Annotated in this window: 17 protein-coding genes and 1 pseudogene; 12 read left to right on the top strand and 6 right to left on the bottom strand. The window is 57.2% G+C overall.

The genetic code is table 11. The features are described 5' to 3' along the window. Nucleotides 1-88: 88 nt before the first annotated feature. Both rpmG and rpmB read right to left on the bottom strand, forming a co-directional pair. Nucleotides 89-244 carry a 50S ribosomal protein L33 gene (rpmG, locus tag ACP7A4_RS07775; protein ID WP_003437824.1) on the bottom strand — a complete coding sequence of 52 codons (156 nt, stop codon included), beginning with the start codon at nucleotides 242-244 and terminating at the stop codon, nucleotides 89-91. Nucleotides 245-255: 11 nt separating this feature from the next. Further along, a complete protein-coding gene (gene rpmB, locus ACP7A4_RS07770) occupies nucleotides 256-489 on the bottom strand; it encodes a 50S ribosomal protein L28 (RefSeq protein WP_019410280.1) in 234 nt (77 codons plus the stop codon). Nucleotides 490-1003: 514 nt separating this feature from the next. Here rpmB and ACP7A4_RS07765 point away from each other — a divergent pair. Beyond that, nucleotides 1004-2590 (top strand): ABC transporter substrate-binding protein, encoded by a 1587-nt coding sequence (locus tag ACP7A4_RS07765; RefSeq protein ID WP_059765902.1) that lies wholly within the window; start codon nucleotides 1004-1006, stop codon nucleotides 2588-2590. A gap of 3 nt (nucleotides 2591-2593) precedes the next feature. Here the strand turns inward: ACP7A4_RS07765 and radC are convergent, their stop codons facing one another. Further along, nucleotides 2594-3268: a RadC family protein gene (gene radC / locus ACP7A4_RS07760; protein WP_059765900.1), complete on the bottom strand. Its 675-nt coding sequence runs from the start codon at nucleotides 3266-3268 to the stop codon at nucleotides 2594-2596. Nucleotides 3269-3391: 123 nt separating this feature from the next. Between radC and coaBC the strand changes: the two genes are divergently transcribed. The 4 genes and pseudogenes from coaBC to argB all read left to right on the top strand — a co-directional run bounded on the left by coaBC (nucleotide 3392) and on the right by argB (nucleotide 7694). Further along, entirely contained in the window at nucleotides 3392-4600 is a 1209-nt protein-coding gene (gene coaBC, locus ACP7A4_RS07755; protein ID WP_059765898.1) for a bifunctional phosphopantothenoylcysteine decarboxylase/phosphopantothenate--cysteine ligase CoaBC, read from the top strand. A gap of 5 nt (nucleotides 4601-4605) precedes the next feature. Further along, entirely contained in the window at nucleotides 4606-5061 is a 456-nt protein-coding gene (gene dut, locus ACP7A4_RS07750) for a dUTP diphosphatase (protein ID WP_048363857.1), read from the top strand. A 316-nt stretch (nucleotides 5062-5377) separates the two neighbouring features. Next, a pseudogene (locus ACP7A4_RS07745) lies at nucleotides 5378-6763 on the top strand (phosphomannomutase/phosphoglucomutase); the annotation flags it as partial. Nucleotides 6764-6788: 25 nt separating this feature from the next. Next, entirely contained in the window at nucleotides 6789-7694 is a 906-nt protein-coding gene (argB, locus tag ACP7A4_RS07740) for an acetylglutamate kinase (protein ID WP_048363859.1), read from the top strand. A 47-nt stretch (nucleotides 7695-7741) separates the two neighbouring features. Here argB and pyrE read toward each other — a convergent pair whose 3' ends face one another. Beyond that, the gene (gene pyrE / locus ACP7A4_RS07735; RefSeq protein ID WP_059765893.1) at nucleotides 7742-8383 is read right to left on the bottom strand and encodes an orotate phosphoribosyltransferase; all 642 of its coding nucleotides are present in this window, start codon (nucleotides 8381-8383) and stop codon (nucleotides 7742-7744) included. Nucleotides 8384-8465: 82 nt separating this feature from the next. Here pyrE and ACP7A4_RS07730 point away from each other — a divergent pair, with 82 nt between their 5' ends. Further along, a complete protein-coding gene (locus ACP7A4_RS07730; protein WP_203302070.1) occupies nucleotides 8466-9245 on the top strand; it encodes an exodeoxyribonuclease III in 780 nt (259 codons plus the stop codon). Between the two features lie 74 nt (nucleotides 9246-9319). Here ACP7A4_RS07730 and ACP7A4_RS07725 read toward each other — a convergent pair whose 3' ends face one another. Then, nucleotides 9320-9694 carry a DUF4870 domain-containing protein gene (locus tag ACP7A4_RS07725; RefSeq protein ID WP_059765889.1) on the bottom strand — a complete coding sequence of 125 codons (375 nt, stop codon included), beginning with the start codon at nucleotides 9692-9694 and terminating at the stop codon, nucleotides 9320-9322. A gap of 35 nt (nucleotides 9695-9729) precedes the next feature. Further along, a complete protein-coding gene (gene rph / locus ACP7A4_RS07720) occupies nucleotides 9730-10452 on the bottom strand; it encodes a ribonuclease PH (protein ID WP_048363862.1) in 723 nt (240 codons plus the stop codon). Nucleotides 10453-10698: 246 nt separating this feature from the next. Between rph and ACP7A4_RS07715 the strand changes: the two genes are divergently transcribed. The 6 genes from ACP7A4_RS07715 (at nucleotide 10699) to ACP7A4_RS07690 (ending at nucleotide 16019) form a co-directional block, all read left to right on the top strand. Next, entirely contained in the window at nucleotides 10699-11562 is an 864-nt protein-coding gene (locus ACP7A4_RS07715; protein ID WP_048363863.1) for a YicC/YloC family endoribonuclease, read from the top strand. A 13-nt stretch (nucleotides 11563-11575) separates the two neighbouring features. Next, nucleotides 11576-12196 carry a guanylate kinase gene (gene gmk / locus ACP7A4_RS07710; RefSeq protein ID WP_048363864.1) on the top strand — a complete coding sequence of 207 codons (621 nt, stop codon included), beginning with the start codon at nucleotides 11576-11578 and terminating at the stop codon, nucleotides 12194-12196. Nucleotides 12197-12364: 168 nt separating this feature from the next. Next, nucleotides 12365-12628 carry a DNA-directed RNA polymerase subunit omega gene (rpoZ, locus tag ACP7A4_RS07705; protein ID WP_016782707.1) on the top strand — a complete coding sequence of 88 codons (264 nt, stop codon included), beginning with the start codon at nucleotides 12365-12367 and terminating at the stop codon, nucleotides 12626-12628. A 60-nt stretch (nucleotides 12629-12688) separates the two neighbouring features. Beyond that, nucleotides 12689-14794, top strand: coding sequence for a bifunctional GTP diphosphokinase/guanosine-3',5'-bis pyrophosphate 3'-pyrophosphohydrolase (spoT, locus tag ACP7A4_RS07700; protein ID WP_048363865.1), 2106 nt, complete (start codon nucleotides 12689-12691; stop codon nucleotides 14792-14794). Between the two features lie 33 nt (nucleotides 14795-14827). Then, a complete protein-coding gene (locus tag ACP7A4_RS07695) occupies nucleotides 14828-15208 on the top strand; it encodes a RidA family protein (RefSeq protein ID WP_019828190.1) in 381 nt (126 codons plus the stop codon). A gap of 67 nt (nucleotides 15209-15275) precedes the next feature. Beyond that, nucleotides 15276-16019 (top strand): hypothetical protein, encoded by a 744-nt coding sequence (locus ACP7A4_RS07690; protein WP_059765887.1) that lies wholly within the window; start codon nucleotides 15276-15278, stop codon nucleotides 16017-16019. The last annotated feature ends 69 nt before the right edge of the window (nucleotides 16020-16088 follow it).

Here is a 16088-nt window from a genome sequence, read left to right as displayed (position 1 = left end):
GTTGCCGAGGTTCAAAGCCTTGGCAGATAGATACAAAAAAGGCCCGTATCGTGAGATACGGGCCTTTTTCGTAAAGAAGAAAAACCAATTACTTGATTTTGGCTTCTTTGTAGATCACGTGCTTGCGAACCCGCGGATCGAATTTTTTGATTTCGATTTTGTCCGGAGTGGTGCGCTTGTTCTTATCAGTGGTGTAGAAATGGCCTGTACCAGCGCTCGACACCAAACGGATCAATTCACGCATGATTAGCTCCTTTAGATCTTGCCAGCACGGCGGATTTCGGCCAGCACGACAGTAATGCCACGCTTGTCGATGATACGCATGCCTTTGGCAGATACGCGCAGACGCACGAAACGTTTCTCTTCTTCAACCCAGAAGCGGTGATGCTGCAGGTTCGGCAGGAAACGACGACGGGTTTTGTTATTTGCGTGGGAAATGTTATTCCCAGTCACCGGACCCTTACCGGTAACTTGACAGACTCTCGACATGCCTCAGCCCTCTAAAACCACATGCCCAACCCGGCATGGGTTGGCCGCTTAATCTCTCAGTCATTTGGCGCCAGGCGCCGCGTTTCTTTAAGGGTCTTACCGGTTACGCCTACAAACGAAGGAACCGGGCCCCTAGAAAAGAGCGCTGCTTTATACCAGAAAGACTAAAGAGCAACAACATGCAGTGTGATTTGCATCGATTAATAAAGGCGGCATTCTAGCGGCAATCCGCCCTGATGCCTATGCCAGACTGGGTGTTGCCGCTCGTCGCAAGATGAAAGGTTTCAGGGGGCGGATACCCGTGCAATTGGCTCAGAGGCCTCGCCGGCGGATGTCAGGGCCATCCTTGAGCGAGCAGAAAAGGAGGGTTGCGCGGCCCTGAAGGGTGTTTTGGAAGTGATTAAAGGGAACGGGCTACGCTTAAAAGTAGTCATTTGGTCACCAGAACACTAGGGTAGGCCCTTTTCCAGACTGCATACGCAGATGGGCCAACGACTTGCAAAGGAAACCGACTATGCGCCTCGCTGCCGCCCCGTTATTGCTCACTTTTTGTTTGGCGCCGTTGGCGCACGCTGCCACGTTGAGCGTGTGCACCGAGGCAAGCCCTGAAGGGTTTGATGTGGTGCAGTACAACTCGCTCAGCACCACCAATGCGTCGGCAGACGTGCTGATGAACCGTTTGGTGGACTTTGACGCCCAGGCCGGGAAGTTAGTGCCCAGCCTGGCGCAAAGCTGGTCAGTGTCCCCTGACGGCCTTGAGTACACCTTCAAGTTGCGCCCTGGGGTTAAATTTCACACCACCGCGTATTTCACCCCGACGCGTGAGTTGAGCGCCGAGGATGTGCGTTTCAGCTTTGAGCGCATGCTCGACCCGGCCAATGCATGGCACAAAATTGCGCAAAGTGGCTTCCCGCATGCGCAGTCCTTGCAGTTGCCCCAACTGATCAAAAAAATCGAAACCCCGGACGCGCAAACTGTTCGCTTTACGCTTGCGCACCCGGACTCCACGTTTCTGCCTGCGCTGAGCATGGGCTTTGCCTCGATCTATTCAGCGGAGTACGCCGACAAGTTGCTCAAGGCCGGCACGCCCGAGTTGATGAACAGTCAGCCGATTGGTACGGGGCCGTTTGTGTTCACGCGTTTCCAAAAAGATGCCGTGGTGCGTTACAAGGCCAACCCGGACTACTTTGCGGGCAAGCCTGCGGTGGACGGGCTGATTTACGCGATTACCCCGGATGCCAACGTGAGGCTGCAAAAGCTGCGGCGTAATGAGTGCCAGATTGCACTGTCGCCCAAGCCACTGGATGTGGACGCGGCGACGAAAGACCCGGCCTTGAAAGTCGCTCAAACCCCCGCGTTTATGACCGCTTTTGTGGCCATAAACAGCCAGCACCCGCCGTTGGACAAACCTGAGGTGCGTCAGGCCATTAACCTGGCGTTTGATCGCGATACTTACCTCAAGGCAGTCTTTGAAAACAGCGCGCAAGCGGCCAACGGTATTTACCCGGCGACCACGTGGGGGTATGCCAAACAGTTGCCGGGCTATGCCCATGATCCGCAAAAGGCCCGCGATTTACTGGCTAAAGCAGGTCTTAAGGACGGCTTCAGTACCACCATTTGGACCCGGCCCACGGGCAGTGTGTTGAACCCTAACCCGAGCCTGGGCGCACAGTTGTTGCAGGCGGACTTGGCCAAGGTCGGGATCAAGGCAGATATTCGTGTGATCGAATGGGGTGAATTGATTCGCCGGGCCAAAGCGGGCGAACACGATTTGCTGTTTATGGGCTGGGCGGGTGACAACGGTGACCCGGATAACTTTCTGACGCCGCAGTTCTCGTGTGCAGCGGTGAAGTCCGGGACCAATTTTGCGCGCTATTGCGACAAGACGCTGGACAGCCTGATCAGCGAGGGCAAAACCCTGAGCGACCAGGACAAGCGCAGTGCGCTGTATCAGAAAGCTCAGGCGCTGATTCAGCAGCAAGCGGTGTGGTTGCCGCTGGCGCATCCAACGGCTTACGCACTTACCCGTAAAGACGTACAGGGTTATCAGGTGAGTCCGTTTGGTCGCCAGGACTTTTCGACCGTGAGCGTTAAGCCTTAAGCCTCACATCCAGCCGTGCTCGACCATTGAGAGCGGCTCGCCGTCACCGACGATGAAATGGTCGAGCACCCGCACTTCGATCAGATCCAGCGCCTCTGTGAGGCGCTGGGTCAAGGTGCGGTCGGCCTCGCTGGGGTCTGTGATACCCGAGGGGTGGTTGTGACAAAAAATCACCGCCGCGGCGTTGTGCATCAGGGCGCGCTTGACCACTTGGCGGGGGTACACGCTGGCGCTGTCGATAGAGCCTCGAAACAGCACCTCAAAGGCCAGCATGCGATGTTTTGAGTCCATGAACAGGCAGCCAAAGACTTCGTGAGGTTCGTGGCGCAGCAGTGCTTTCAGGTAGTCGCGCACCGCTTGCGGGCTCTCAAGTGCTGAGTCGCGACGCAGCCGTTCTGCCAGGTGTCGGCGACCCATTTCCAGCACTGCCTGCAACTGGCTGAACTTGGCGGGGCCCAGTCCAAGTTGGCGACTGAACGACCCCAGGTCGGCTTCAAGCAATGCGCGCAGGCTGCCGAACTCAGCCAGCAAATGGCGGGCTAAATCCACGGCACTTTTGCCCGAAACACCGGTGCGCAGGAAGATTGCCAGCAGTTCTGCGTCTGAAAGACTGGATGATCCCAGCGCTAAAAGTTTCTCCCGCGGACGCTCCGCTGCGGGCCAGTCTTTAATGCTCATAACCGCTCCATGTTCTGTGAGCGCCGCTGTTCCATAGCAGGCGCTGTGTTATCTTAGCCCATCATTTTTGCGTGGCATTTGGCCATTTTCCGCGCAGTCCTCATCGAACTAAAAGGCAGGCCTATGCAGCGGCTGTATCGAAAACGCATCGTTTTGGGCGTCGGCGGCGGCATTGCTGCCTACAAGAGTGCAGAGCTGGTTCGCCGCTTACTGGATCAAGGCGCTGAAGTGCGGGTAGTAATGACCAAAGGCGGCAGTGAGTTCATCACCCCTTTGACCATGCAAGCGTTGTCCGGGCACCCGGTTCATCTGGACCTGCTCGACCCTGCGGCTGAAGCCGCGATGGGGCATATCGAACTGGCCAAATGGGCTGATCTGGTGCTGATCGCGCCTGCAACGGCCGACTTGATCGCCCGCCTGGCTCAAGGCATTGCCAATGACCTGCTGACCACCGTGGTGCTCGCCACAGACGCTACCGTGGCCATCGCGCCGGCGATGAACCAGGCCATGTGGCGTGATCAGGCGACCCAAGCCAACACGCACTTGCTCCAGAACCGTGGGGTGAAGGTCTTCGGGCCAGCCTCAGGCAGCCAGGCGTGTGGCGACGTGGGTTTTGGTCGCATGCTTGAAGCTGGCGATCTGGTCAGTTGTGCGGCGGAGTGCTTCCAGCATCAGATTCTGACCGGCAAGCATGTGCTGATTACGGCGGGGCCGACGCAGGAAAACATCGACCCGGTGCGTTACATCACCAACCACAGCTCGGGGAAAATGGGCTTTGCTCTGGCCGAAGCTGCCGTAGAAGCGGGTGCACGCGTCACGTTGATTACTGGCCCGGTACATTTGCCTACGCCGGACCGCGTCACCCGTATTGATGTCGTCAGTGCGCGCGACATGCTGGCAGCGTGTGAGGCCGCGATCCCGTGCGACGTGTTTATCGCGTCCGCAGCCGTCGCGGATTACCGCCCGGAAGTAGTAGCCCCGCAAAAACTCAAGAAAGACCCTACGAGTGGTGACGGCCTGTTGCTGCAAATGGTGCGCAATCCAGACATTCTGGCCACCATTGCTTCACGTCCTGATCGCCCTTTTAGTGTCGGCTTCGCTGCCGAAACCGAGCACTTGCTTGATTACGCGGCACGCAAGCTGAAAGACAAAAACCTCGACCTGATTGTGGCCAACGATGTGGCTAACCCCAGCATTGGTTTCAACAGCGAGGAAAATGCGTGCAGCGTGATTGATCGCCAGCTACACGCCACCGTATTTGCTCAGACCAGCAAGGGCAAAATTGCCCGTCAGTTGGTTACTTTTATCGCCGAACGTCTGAACCAGGTTTAACTCGTATGCACGCTTTGCAAGCCAAAATCCTTGATCCACGCATTGGAAACGAATTCCCGCTGCCGCAATACGCCACGCCCGGCTCGGCCGGTCTGGACCTGCGCGCCATGCTTGAACAAGACACCGTTCTGGAACCGGGCCAAACCCTGTTGATCCCCACCGGTCTGTCTGTCTACATCGGCGACCCTGGCCTGGCGGCGCTGATTTTGCCGCGCTCGGGCCTGGGCCATAAGCACGGCATCGTGCTGGGCAACCTGGTGGGCCTGATCGACTCGGACTATCAGGGTGAGTTGATGGTGTCGTGCTGGAACCGTGGCCAGACGGCTTTCAATATCGCAGTGGGCGAGCGTATTGCTCAGCTGGTGCTCGTGCCGGTGGTGCAAGCGCACTTTGAATTGGTTGAGGAATTTGACGAAAGTCAGCGCGGCGCAGGTGGTTTTGGCCATTCCGGCAGCCTCTGACTATGCTGCATCAGGTCGGGCGCCCTGCCCGACCTGAACTGATCGCGTGGTAATTCAGGATGAAGCTCGCGCCCTTGTTGTCTCCGTTTTCATTGCCTGCACCCATGGCGGCCCTCTGCCATGCGGCCCGTGATGCCAATTGGCCTCTCGAACTCTCGCGTCAAAACACCGTCCAAACCTTCAGTTTGTGTTCGACCCCGTGTGTCGCAGGGGCGTTTTTACGCCGTGCGGCGCGGTCGACTTTTGTATGGCTGAGCACTTCAGCGCATGCCCCAAATTCCCTGAAAGTGGAGTACCTCTTGTAATGACTAGCCCATCTGCGGTCGCACCTGCATTTCCTGACAGCATTTTTCGCGCATACGACATCAGAGGCGTAGTGCCGAAGACGCTGACCGCAGAAACCGCCTACTGGATCGGGCGTGCCATCGGTGCTGAGAGCCTGGCCAAGGGTGAGCAGAATGTGTCGGTGGGCCGTGACGGGCGGCTTTCCGGGCCTGAGCTGGTGGCGCAATTGATTCAAGGCGTGGCCGACAGTGGTTGCCATGTAAGTGACGTGGGGCTGGTGCCGACGCCGGCGCTGTATTACGCCGCCAATGTGTTGGCCGGCAAGTCCGGGGTGATGCTCACGGGCAGCCATAACCCTTCGGATTACAACGGTTTCAAGATCGTAATTGCAGGCGATACGCTGGCCAATGAGCAAATTCAGGCCCTGCACACACGTCTTAAAACCCATGATCTGACGTGGGGCCAAGGCAGCATTGCCCAGGTCGAGATTCTTGAGCCGTATGCCAAGCACATTACGGGCGATATCCAGTTGGCCAAGCGGTTGAAGGTGGTGGTCGATTGTGGCAACGGTGCTGCGGGTGTGATCGCGCCACAACTGATCGAAGCGCTGAACTGCGAAGTGATCCCGTTGTTTTGCGAGGTGGATGGCAACTTCCCCAACCATCACCCGGACCCTGGCAAGCCGGAAAACCTGGTGGACTTGATCGCCAAGGTCAAGGAAGTGAACGCCGACTTGGGCCTGGCGTTTGACGGCGATGGCGACCGTGTCGGCGTTGTGACCAACACGGGCACTATGGTGTTCCCGGACCGCTTGCTCATGCTGTTTGCGCAGGACGTTTTGGTGCGCAACCCGGCGGCTGAAATCATCTTCGACGTGAAATGCACGCGTCGCTTGATCCCGCTGATCAAGGAATATGGCGGCCACCCACTGATGTGGAAGACCGGTCATTCGTTAATCAAAAAGAAAATGAAAGAAACCGGCGCGCTGCTGGCCGGTGAAATGAGCGGGCACATCTTTTTCAAAGAGCGCTGGTTCGGTTTTGATGACGGTATTTACAGCGCGGCACGCCTGCTGGAGATCCTCAGCAAGCGTGAAGAGCGCGCCGAAGAGCTGTTTGCCGCATTCCCCAACGATATTTCGACCCCTGAGATCAATATCGATGTGACGGATGAGAGCAAATTCAGCATTATTAGCGCCCTGCACGACGCCCAATGGGGTGAAGCCGCCGAGCTGACCACCATTGATGGTGTGCGGGTCGACTACCCACACGGCTGGGGCCTGGTTCGCGCATCCAATACCACGCCGGTGCTGGTGCTGCGATTTGAGGCCGATACCGAGGCCGAGCTGCAACGCATCAAGGATGTTTTCCACGCTCAACTCAAGCGTGTGGCACCTGATCTCCCTCTACCGTTTTGATCGACTTGTTCTACCGGAGCCCTGAATGACCCTCGAACGTGATGCCGCCTCCAACGTCGCCAAGGTATTGTCCGAAGCGCTGCCCTACATTCGCCGTTACGTCGGCAAGACGCTGGTGATCAAGTACGGCGGCAACGCAATGGAGAACGACGACCTGAAAACCGGGTTTGCCCGTGACATCGTGCTGATGAAGGCGGTGGGCATCAACCCGGTCGTCGTACACGGTGGCGGGCCGCAAATCGGTGATTTGCTCAAGCGTTTGTCCATCGAGAGTCATTTCATTGATGGCATGCGCGTGACTGACGCGCAAACCATGGACGTGGTGGAAATGGTGCTGGGCGGTCAGGTCAACAAAGACATCGTGAACCTGATCAACCGTCACGGCGGTAGTGCGATTGGCCTGACGGGTAAAGATGCCGAGCTGATCCGTGCGAAAAAGCTCACGGTAACGCGTCAGACGCCGGAAATGACTTCGCCGGAAATTATCGACATTGGTCATGTGGGTGAAGTGGTGGGCATTAACACCGACCTGCTGCACATGCTGACCAACGGTGATTTCATCCCCGTCATTGCGCCGATTGGCGTGGGGGCCAATGGTGAGTCTTACAACATCAATGCGGATTTGGTTGCCGGTAAAGTGGCTGAAGCGCTCAAGGCCGAGAAGCTGATGTTGCTGACCAACATTGCAGGTTTGATGGACAAGCAGGGCAACGTGTTGACAGGGCTGACCACCACCCAAGTGGATGAGCTGATTGCCGATGGCACTATCTATGGCGGCATGCTGCCCAAGATTCGCTGCGCGCTGGAAGCGGTGCAAGGCGGCGTCACCACGGCGCACATCGTGGATGGTCGCGTGCCGAATGCGGTATTGCTGGAGATTTTCACGGACACTGGTGTGGGCACGCTGATTACCAACAGCAAGCCGGTTTAAACCTTAGTAAAAAGGCCCCGTACGGGGCCTTTTTTGTGGGCGGCGGGTTAGATCCCGTACTGCGCCCGATACGCTTCAACGGCAGGAAGGTGTTGCTTGAGCTGGTCGTCGTCGGCCAGAAATTGCAGAACCTGGGTCAACGAAACGATGCTGACAACCGGAATGGCGAAGTCGCGCTCGACTTCCTGAATGGCTGAAAGCTCGCCATTGCCACGTTCCTGGCGGTTAAGTGCGATCAGCACGCCCGCTGCTTTGGCGTTTTGCGAAGCAATGATGTGCATGACTTCGCGGATAGCGGTGCCCGCAGTAATCACGTCGTCGATGATCAAAATGTCGCCTTCGAGCGGGGAGCCTACGAGGCTGCCACCTTCGCCGTGGGCTTTGGCTTCTTTGCGGTTGAAGCACCACGGCACGTCACGGTCGTGATGTTCGGCCAGGGCTACAGCGGTGGTTGCGGCCAAAGGAATACCTTTGTAAGCCGGGCCAAACAGCACGTCGAAAGGAATGCCGCTGTCAACGATGGCGGCAGCATAAAAGCGCCCCAGTTGAGCCAGCGCAGAGCCGGTGTTGAACAGGCCGGCATTGAAGAAGTAAGGACTGGTGCGCCCGGACTTCAAGGTGAACTCGCCGAAGCGCAAAACGCCGCGATCGATGGCAAAACGGATGAAATCGCGCTGATACGCTTGCATGAAAAAAGCCCCTGATACCGCGGATTTAGCTAAATAGTAAGACGGCGTGTATCATACACGCACGTGATTTTTGGGGCCATTTATGCGGATCATCAGTGTGAACGTTAATGGCATTCAGACGGCAGTCGAGCGCGGTTTGCTCAGTTGGCTGCAAGCTCAGAATGCCGACGTTATTTGCCTGCAGGACACCCGCGCCTCCGCCTTTGAATTGGACGATCCGGCCTACCAGCTGGATGGCTACTTTCTTTATGCCTGCGAAGCTGAAGTCCCTGCCCAAGGCGGTATGGCTTTGTATTCGCGGTTGCAACCGAAAGCGGTCATTACTGGGCTCGGCTTCGAAACCGCCGATCGCTACGGGCGCTACCTGCAAGCCGATTTCGATAAGGTCAGCATCGCGACCTTGCTGCTCCCTTCGGGGCAGAACGGCGATGAAGACTTGAATCAAAAATTCAAGTTGATGGACGACTTCGCACGCTACCTGGACAAGCAGCGTCGCAAGCGTCGCGAGTATATCTACTGCGGTTCGCTGTATGTGGCGCAGCAGAAGCTCGATATTAAAAACTGGCGTGACAGCCAGCAGTCTCCTGGTTTCCTGGCGCCTGAGCGGGCCTGGATGGATGAGATTGTCGGCAACATGGGCTATGTCGATGCCCTGCGTGAAGTCAGCCGTGAAGGTGATCAGTACAGCTGGTGGCCGGATAACGAACAGGCTGAAATGCTCAACCTTGGCTGGCGTTTTGACTACCAGTTGCTCACACCCGGCTTGCGCCGTTTTGTGCGCAGTGCGCGTATGCCGCGCCAGCCACGCTTCTCGCAGCATGCGCCATTGATCGTGGACTACGACTGGACACTGACGATCTAAGTGTCTTGTTCGCCTTAAAAAAATGCCCGTATCCAAGGATACGGGCATTTTTTTTGCTGCAAGCGACAGGCTGCTTACTTGATCGGGCGCCAGGTGAAGGGGTAACGATAACTCACCCCGTCATTGGCCTTGACGCCGGCAATCACCACCAGCACCACCGCACCGATAAATAACAGTCCGATCAGGGCAAAACCGATCAGGACGAACATCAGTACGTAGCAAATAGCCGAAGCTATCGCCACGGTGATCTGGAAGTTCATGGCTTCCTTGCCTTGGTCGTCAATGAACGGGTCGCTTTCGCGCTTCATTTGCCACAGGATCAGCGGGCCGATCAGGCTGCCAAACGGAAACCACATTCCCAGGAACGCCGAGAAGTGGCAGAACATGGCCCATTGCCGAGCTTCGCGGCTCGGGCCTGGCTCGGGTTTTGAAAGGTCCAGCTCACTCATGGTGTTCTCCAGGTGGTCAGCGAAAGCGCAGGCAATCAGTCAGCCAGCGCAGTTTGTTGCAGTGCAAAAATGTCGGTCATGCCTTTTTGAGCCAGTGCCAGCATGGCGTTCAGTTCGTCCGGCTGGAACGGCGCGCCTTCGGCGGTGCCTTGAACTTCAATGAAACCACCGGTGCTGGTCATCACCACATTGAGGTCGGTTTCGGCTGCTGAATCTTCAGGGTAGTCGAGGTCAAGCACAGGTACGCCCTGATACATGCCCACCGACACGGCTGCGATCATCTGCTTGATCGGATCGCCGTTTTTGAGGCCACCACGTTTTTTGATCACTTTCAGGGCGTCGACCAAGGCAACCATTGCGCCCGTAATCGATGCAGTGCGAGTGCCGCCATCGGCCTGAATTACATCGCAGTCGACATAAAGGGTGATGTCACCCAGTTTGGACATGTCCAGTGCGGCGCGCAGGGAGCGGCCGATCAGGCGCTGGATTTCAAGGGTGCGGCCGCCTTGCTTGCCACGGCTGGCTTCACGCTGGTTACGGTCACCTGTGGCGCGCGGCAGCATGCCGTATTCGGCGGTCAGCCAGCCTTGGCCCTGGCCTTTAAGGAAACGTGGCACGCCGTTCTCGACGCTGACGGTGCAGATGACTTTGGTGTCACCGAACTCGACCAGTACAGAACCCTCTGCGTGTTTGGTGTAGTTGCGGGTGATGCGGATCGGGCGTAGCTGATCGGCAACGCGACCACTTGGACGTTTCATGTGGGATACCTGTACGGGACGGAAAACTGTCGAGCATTATAAAGGCCATAGGCCGACAGGGGCACACCTAAAACTGCGTTGTGTTTTGTAGGAGCAAGCTGATAACGAAGCCTGTCGCCGCTGCCACGGGGGCCTACCATTGCGCGTGATTACGACAGACGTCGTTTGGGACGTTCGCTGCACTGCGCTACAATCCGCCGCCTTAGTAGCCGTTTGGCTTAACTCATCAGATCGCGAGGTACCTCCATGGTGCATAGCATGACCGCCTTTGCCCGCGTTGAAAGCGCTGGCACTCAAGGCACCCTTAGCTGGGAGCTGCGTTCGGTCAACAGCCGCTACCTGGAGCCGCACCTGCGTTTGCCCGAGTCATTTCGCGACCTTGAGGGCGCGGTGCGTGAAGCGCTGCGCCAGGGTATTTCGCGGGGCAAGCTGGAATGCACGTTGCGCTTTACCGAAGAAACCACCGGCAAGCCCCTGCAAGTCGATCGCGAGCGCGCTGCGCAACTGGTGGCAGCCGCCGAATCGATTGCCAGCCTGATCAAGCAGCCGGCGGCACTCAACCCGCTGGAAGTGCTGGCCTGGCCTGGCGTCCTGGTGGCGGATGCGAGCGACCCGCAAGCCCTCAATACGCAGGCGCTGGCCTTGTTCAAGCAAGGCCTGCAAGAGTTGAAAGACGGCCGCGAGCGCGAAGGTGCAGAGCTGGCCCGCTTGATCAGTGAGCGTCTGACCTCCATCGAAAGTGATGTCGATACTTTGCGTGAGCTGGTGCCGCAAATGCTTGCGACTCAGCGTCAAAAGGTGCTCGACCGCTTCAACGACATGAAGGCTGAGCTAGACCCGCAGCGTCTTGAACAAGAGATGGTGATGCTGGCGCAGAAAAGCGATGTGGCCGAAGAGCTCGACCGGCTGAGCACCCATATCCTTGAGGTGCGACGTGTGCTCAAGTCCGGTGGGGCCGCTGGGCGTCGCCTCGATTTCCTGATGCAAGAGCTCAACCGCGAAGCTAACACCTTGGGCTCCAAAGCTTTCGATCCACGCAGCACTCAAGCGGCGGTCAACCTCAAAGTGTTGATCGAGCAGATGCGCGAACAAGTACAGAATATTGAGTAAGGCTCCCCCTGACATGACCCACAGCACTGGCACCCTTTACATCGTTTCTGCCCCTTCGGGCGCAGGCAAGACCAGCCTGGTCAATGCGCTTACCGATCTTGACAAGCAAATTCGCGTCTCGGTTTCGCACACCACCCGGGCCATGCGCCCCGGCGAAGTGAACGGCGTGAACTATCACTTCGTCGAGCGCGAAGAGTTCGTGAAAATGATCGAGCACGGTGATTTTCTGGAGCGCGCCGAGGTATTCGGCAACCTCTATGGCACCTCGCAAAGCCACTTGCTGCAGACCCTGGATGAAGGCCATGACCTGATTCTGGAAATCGACTGGCAAGGTGCTGAACAGGTTCGCAAGTTGATGCCTCAGGCGCGTTCGATCTTTATCCTGCCGCCTAGCCAGCAAGCATTGCGTGAGCGTCTGGATAACCGCGGGCAGGACAGCGACGAAATCATTGACGGCCGTATGCGCGAAGCCGTGAGTGAAATGAGCCACTACGTCGAGTATGACTACCTGATCATCAATGATGATTTTGCGGTTGCGCTTGAGGATTTGAAGGCGATTTTTCGCGCCAATCGCTTGCAGCACAATCGTCAGCAGCAGCGTTATGGCAAGTTACTGGCCGAATTGCTTGGCTAAAAGCCTCTTCCCAAAACCCCTGTAAGGGCTTTACATTGGCGCTTACAGAGGGTTTTGGGGCAGGGCTTGAAAAATCAGCGCTTCCCTAATGGCTGGTGATTTTTTAAACTGTTCAGTCCGCTCGCCCATCCGGGCAGCGCGCATATTGCATTTGCTACGAGGAAGACCATGGCCCGCGTAACCGTTGAAGACTGTCTAGAACACGTGGATAACCGCTTTGAGCTGGTCATGCTGTCTACCAAGCGTGCCCGTCAACTGGCCACCGGTGGTAAAGAGCCTCTGGTTCAGTGGGAAAACGACAAGCCTACCGTTGTTGCCCTGCGTGAAATCGCTGAAGGCCTGATGAGCTACGAGTTTATCGCCAACGCTGAAATCGTCGAAGACGAACCGCTGTTCGCAGCGTTCGAGGACGAGTCCAACGAGGCGAACTAAGCCTATGCCCGGTCGACGTAGCACGGCGAAGGGTTCACAGTTTTGGCAGGAGGCTCCCTCTTGCCGAGCATAGACGCCCTCGCCGATCGCTTGTCGGCGTACCTCGGCCCGGACCAGGTTAATCTGGTCCGCCGAGCGTACTACTACGCAGAACAAGCCCACGACGGCCAGCGCCGACGTAGCGGCGAACCTTATGTCACGCATCCGCTGGCAGTCGCAAATATCCTTGCCGATATGCATATGGACCATCAAAGCCTGATGGCAGCCATGCTGCATGACGTGATCGAAGACACCGGTATTGCCAAGGAAGCGCTGGTTGCGCAGTTTGGCGAAACCGTTGCAGAACTGGTTGATGGTGTCAGCAAGCTGACCCAGATGAACTTCGAAACCAAAGCCGAAGCGCAAGCCGAAAACTTCCAGAAGATGGCCATGGCCATGGCGCGGGACATCCGCGTGATTTTGGTCAAGTTGGCTGACCGCCTGCACAACATGCGCACCCTCGAAGTGCTGTCCGGCGAAAAGCGCCGGCGGATTGCCAAGGAAACCCTGGAAATCTACGCGCCCATCGCCAATCGGCTGGGCATGCACAGCATTCGCATCGAATTCGAAGACCTCGGTTTCAAGGCGATGTACCCGATGCGCTCAGCGCGCATCTATCAGGCCGTCAAACGCGCCCGGGGCAATCGCAAAGAAATCGTCAACAAAATTGAAGAGTCGCTGAGCCACTGTCTAGCCATTGATGGCATTCAGGGCGAAGTCAGCGGGCGTCAAAAGCATATCTACGGCATCTACAAAAAGATGCGCGGCAAGCGCCGGGCTTTCAACGAGATCATGGACGTTTATGCGTTCCGCATCATCGTCGACAAGGTGGATACCTGCTACCGCGTGTTAGGCGCTGTACATAATTTGTACAAGCCGCTGCCGGGCCGCTTCAAAGACTACATCGCGATTCCCAAAGCCAACGGCTATCAGTCGTTGCATACCACGCTGTTTGGCATGCATGGCGTACCGATCGAAATTCAGATCCGTACCCGTGAAATGGAAGAAATGGCCAACAACGGGATCGCGGCGCACTGGCTCTACAAATCCAGTGGTGATGAGCAGCACACCGGTACGCATGCCCGGGCGCGGCAATGGGTCAAAGGCGTGCTGGAAATGCAGCAACGCGCAGGTAACTCCCTCGAATTCATCGAAAGTGTGAAGATCGACCTGTTCCCGGACGAGGTCTATGTCTTCACGCCCAAGGGCCGGATCATGGAGCTGCCCAAAGGCTCCACGGCGGTCGACTTTGCTTACGCTGTACATACCGACGTGGGTAACAGTTGTATCGCCTGTCGGATCAATCGCCGTCTCGCACCGCTGTCCGAGCCGCTGCAAAGTGGCTCCACGGTCGAGATCGTCAGTGCTCCGGGTGCACGCCCTAACCCGGCCTGGCTCAACTTTGTGGTCACTGGTAAAGCCCGCACGCATATCCGTCACGCGCTCAAGTTGCAGCGTCGTTCCGAGTCCGTGAACCTGGGCGAGCGCCTGCTGAACAAAGTGCTCAACGGCTTCAACAGCTCGCTGGACAAAATTGCGCCCGAACGCGTTCAGGCCATGCTCAGCGAGTACCGCCTGGAGCACATTGAAGATCTGCTGGAAGACATCGGCCTGGGTAACCGCATGGCCTATGTGGTCGCCCGCCGCTTGATGGGTGAGGGTGAGCAATTGCCAAGCCCCGAAGGTCCGTTGGCCATTCGCGGTACCGAGGGCCTGGTGCTCAGTTATGCCAAATGCTGCACGCCTATTCCGGGTGATCCGATTGTGGGTCACCTGTCGGCGGGCAAAGGGATGGTTGTGCACTTGGACAACTGCCGCAATATCAGTGAAATCCGCCACAACCCCGAAAAATGCATCCAGCTTTCGTGGGCCAAAGACGTTACCGGCGAATTTAACGTCGAGTTGCGCGTCGAGCTGGAACACCAGCGTGGCTTGATTGCGCTGCTGGCCAGCAGCGTGAACGCCGCCGACGGCAACATCGAGAAGATCAGCATGGACGAGCGCGATGGTCGTATCAGCGTGGTCCAACTGGTGGTCAGCGTGCACGATCGTGTGCATCTGGCCCGCGTGATCAAAAAACTGCGTGCCCTTACCGGGGTTATCCGCATCACTCGGATGCGTGCATAGGCCGTTACAAATGGCCATTTCAAGGAGTCACACATGACCAAGACTGTTATCACCAGCGACAAAGCACCTGCTGCCATCGGTACTTATTCCCAAGCGATCAAAGCTGGCAATACCGTCTACATGTCCGGTCAAATCCCGCTGGACCCAAAAACCATGGAGCTGGTTGAAGGCTTTGAAGCCCAGACCATCCAGGTATTTGAAAACCTGAAATCGGTAGCTGAGGCCGCGGGTGGTTCGTTCAAAGATATCGTCAAGCTGAACATCTTCCTGACCGACCTTAGCCATTTCGCCAAGGTTAACGAGATCATGGGCACCTACTTTGAGCAGCCGTACCCGGCGCGTGCAGCCATTGGCGTAGCAGCCCTGCCAAAGGGTTCGCAGGTTGAGATGGACGCGATTCTGGTCATCGAGTAACACCCTCGGCGCAGCGTCTTCATGCTGCGCCAACCCTCGCTTTTCCCCGTTTTAAAAGGATTCCACTATGCGCAAAGCGCTAGTCTTGTCACTGCTCACCGTTTTTCTGGGTGGCTGTGCCAGCGAACCCGCCCACCGCGATATCAGTGGTATCTGGATCAACCAAGCAGCGATTGATGCGGCGGCCAAAGGTGGCAACCTGCGTGAAGCGTTGCTGGCGTATGGCCCTAACCTTGAGTGGGACATCGACACTCAAACCGCTCAAGCCCGCTACACCAATGGCTTTGAGCGAGTGGAGGGCAAGCTGCAACCCGAAGACAAGGGCGTGTGGCAAGTCGATTTCTATGGCAGTTCGGCAACGGCTTTGAGCCTTGCAGGCGAAGAGCTGGTACAAGCGGCGGCAGACGCCGATCCTCAACAGGTCTTTGCCCGCTCGTCAGTGAATGTGGCGGCGCAAGATCCGCTGGGCACCAGCTTTGAAAAAGCCCTCAAAACGGCTTACCTGGGTGGCCAATGGCGTATTGCCGAGGGTGCAGGCCAAGGCGCCAGCGTGACCTTTTTGGCTGGCGGACAGCTCAAGGGTTTGCCGGGCATGAACGCCTACGCCCTGTGCCTGGCAGGTGATTGTGCGTCGATGAGCGGCGAATACGACAGCCTTTGGCTCCAGCAAGGTGAGACCGGTGCAGCTCACATCTTTGTGCGCAATGGCAAACAGCTCGAAATTTTTGAAGCGCTGGATGCCTCCCAGCCAGACGAAATGCCTCAGTTGTACCCCGGCAAGCGCGAATGGGTGCTTGAGAAGCAGCGCTGATCACTCCCAACGCCCCGCAGGCTGCGAGCCTTTAACGTCAAAAGCGCGCAGCCTTCGCCAGCTCATGCG

This window comes from Pseudomonas sp. TWR3-1-1, assembly GCF_049896545.1.
In the GTDB taxonomy this organism is placed as follows: Bacteria; Pseudomonadota; Gammaproteobacteria; order Pseudomonadales; family Pseudomonadaceae; genus Aquipseudomonas; species Aquipseudomonas weihenstephanensis.
Note: the sequence above shows the minus strand (reverse complement) of the source record. Positions and strands in the feature narration are given on the sequence as shown.

Coding starts and splice junctions, on each gene's coding strand:
- rpmG (WP_003437824.1), bottom strand. CDS start 244: ATGCGTGAATTGATCCGTTTGGTGTCGAGCGCTGGTACAGGCCATTTC.
- rpmB (WP_019410280.1), bottom strand. CDS start 489: ATGTCGAGAGTCTGTCAAGTTACCGGTAAGGGTCCGGTGACTGGGAAT.
- ACP7A4_RS07765 (WP_059765902.1), top strand. CDS start 1,004: ATGCGCCTCGCTGCCGCCCCGTTATTGCTCACTTTTTGTTTGGCGCCG.
- radC (WP_059765900.1), bottom strand. CDS start 3,268: ATGAGCATTAAAGACTGGCCCGCAGCGGAGCGTCCGCGGGAGAAACTT.
- coaBC (WP_059765898.1), top strand. CDS start 3,392: ATGCAGCGGCTGTATCGAAAACGCATCGTTTTGGGCGTCGGCGGCGGC.
- dut (WP_048363857.1), top strand. CDS start 4,606: ATGCACGCTTTGCAAGCCAAAATCCTTGATCCACGCATTGGAAACGAA.
- argB (WP_048363859.1), top strand. CDS start 6,789: ATGACCCTCGAACGTGATGCCGCCTCCAACGTCGCCAAGGTATTGTCC.
- pyrE (WP_059765893.1), bottom strand. CDS start 8,383: ATGCAAGCGTATCAGCGCGATTTCATCCGTTTTGCCATCGATCGCGGC.
- ACP7A4_RS07730 (WP_203302070.1), top strand. CDS start 8,466: ATGCGGATCATCAGTGTGAACGTTAATGGCATTCAGACGGCAGTCGAG.
- ACP7A4_RS07725 (WP_059765889.1), bottom strand. CDS start 9,694: ATGAGTGAGCTGGACCTTTCAAAACCCGAGCCAGGCCCGAGCCGCGAA.
- rph (WP_048363862.1), bottom strand. CDS start 10,452: ATGAAACGTCCAAGTGGTCGCGTTGCCGATCAGCTACGCCCGATCCGC.
- ACP7A4_RS07715 (WP_048363863.1), top strand. CDS start 10,699: ATGGTGCATAGCATGACCGCCTTTGCCCGCGTTGAAAGCGCTGGCACT.
- gmk (WP_048363864.1), top strand. CDS start 11,576: ATGACCCACAGCACTGGCACCCTTTACATCGTTTCTGCCCCTTCGGGC.
- rpoZ (WP_016782707.1), top strand. CDS start 12,365: ATGGCCCGCGTAACCGTTGAAGACTGTCTAGAACACGTGGATAACCGC.
- ACP7A4_RS07695 (WP_019828190.1), top strand. CDS start 14,828: ATGACCAAGACTGTTATCACCAGCGACAAAGCACCTGCTGCCATCGGT.
- ACP7A4_RS07690 (WP_059765887.1), top strand. CDS start 15,276: ATGCGCAAAGCGCTAGTCTTGTCACTGCTCACCGTTTTTCTGGGTGGC.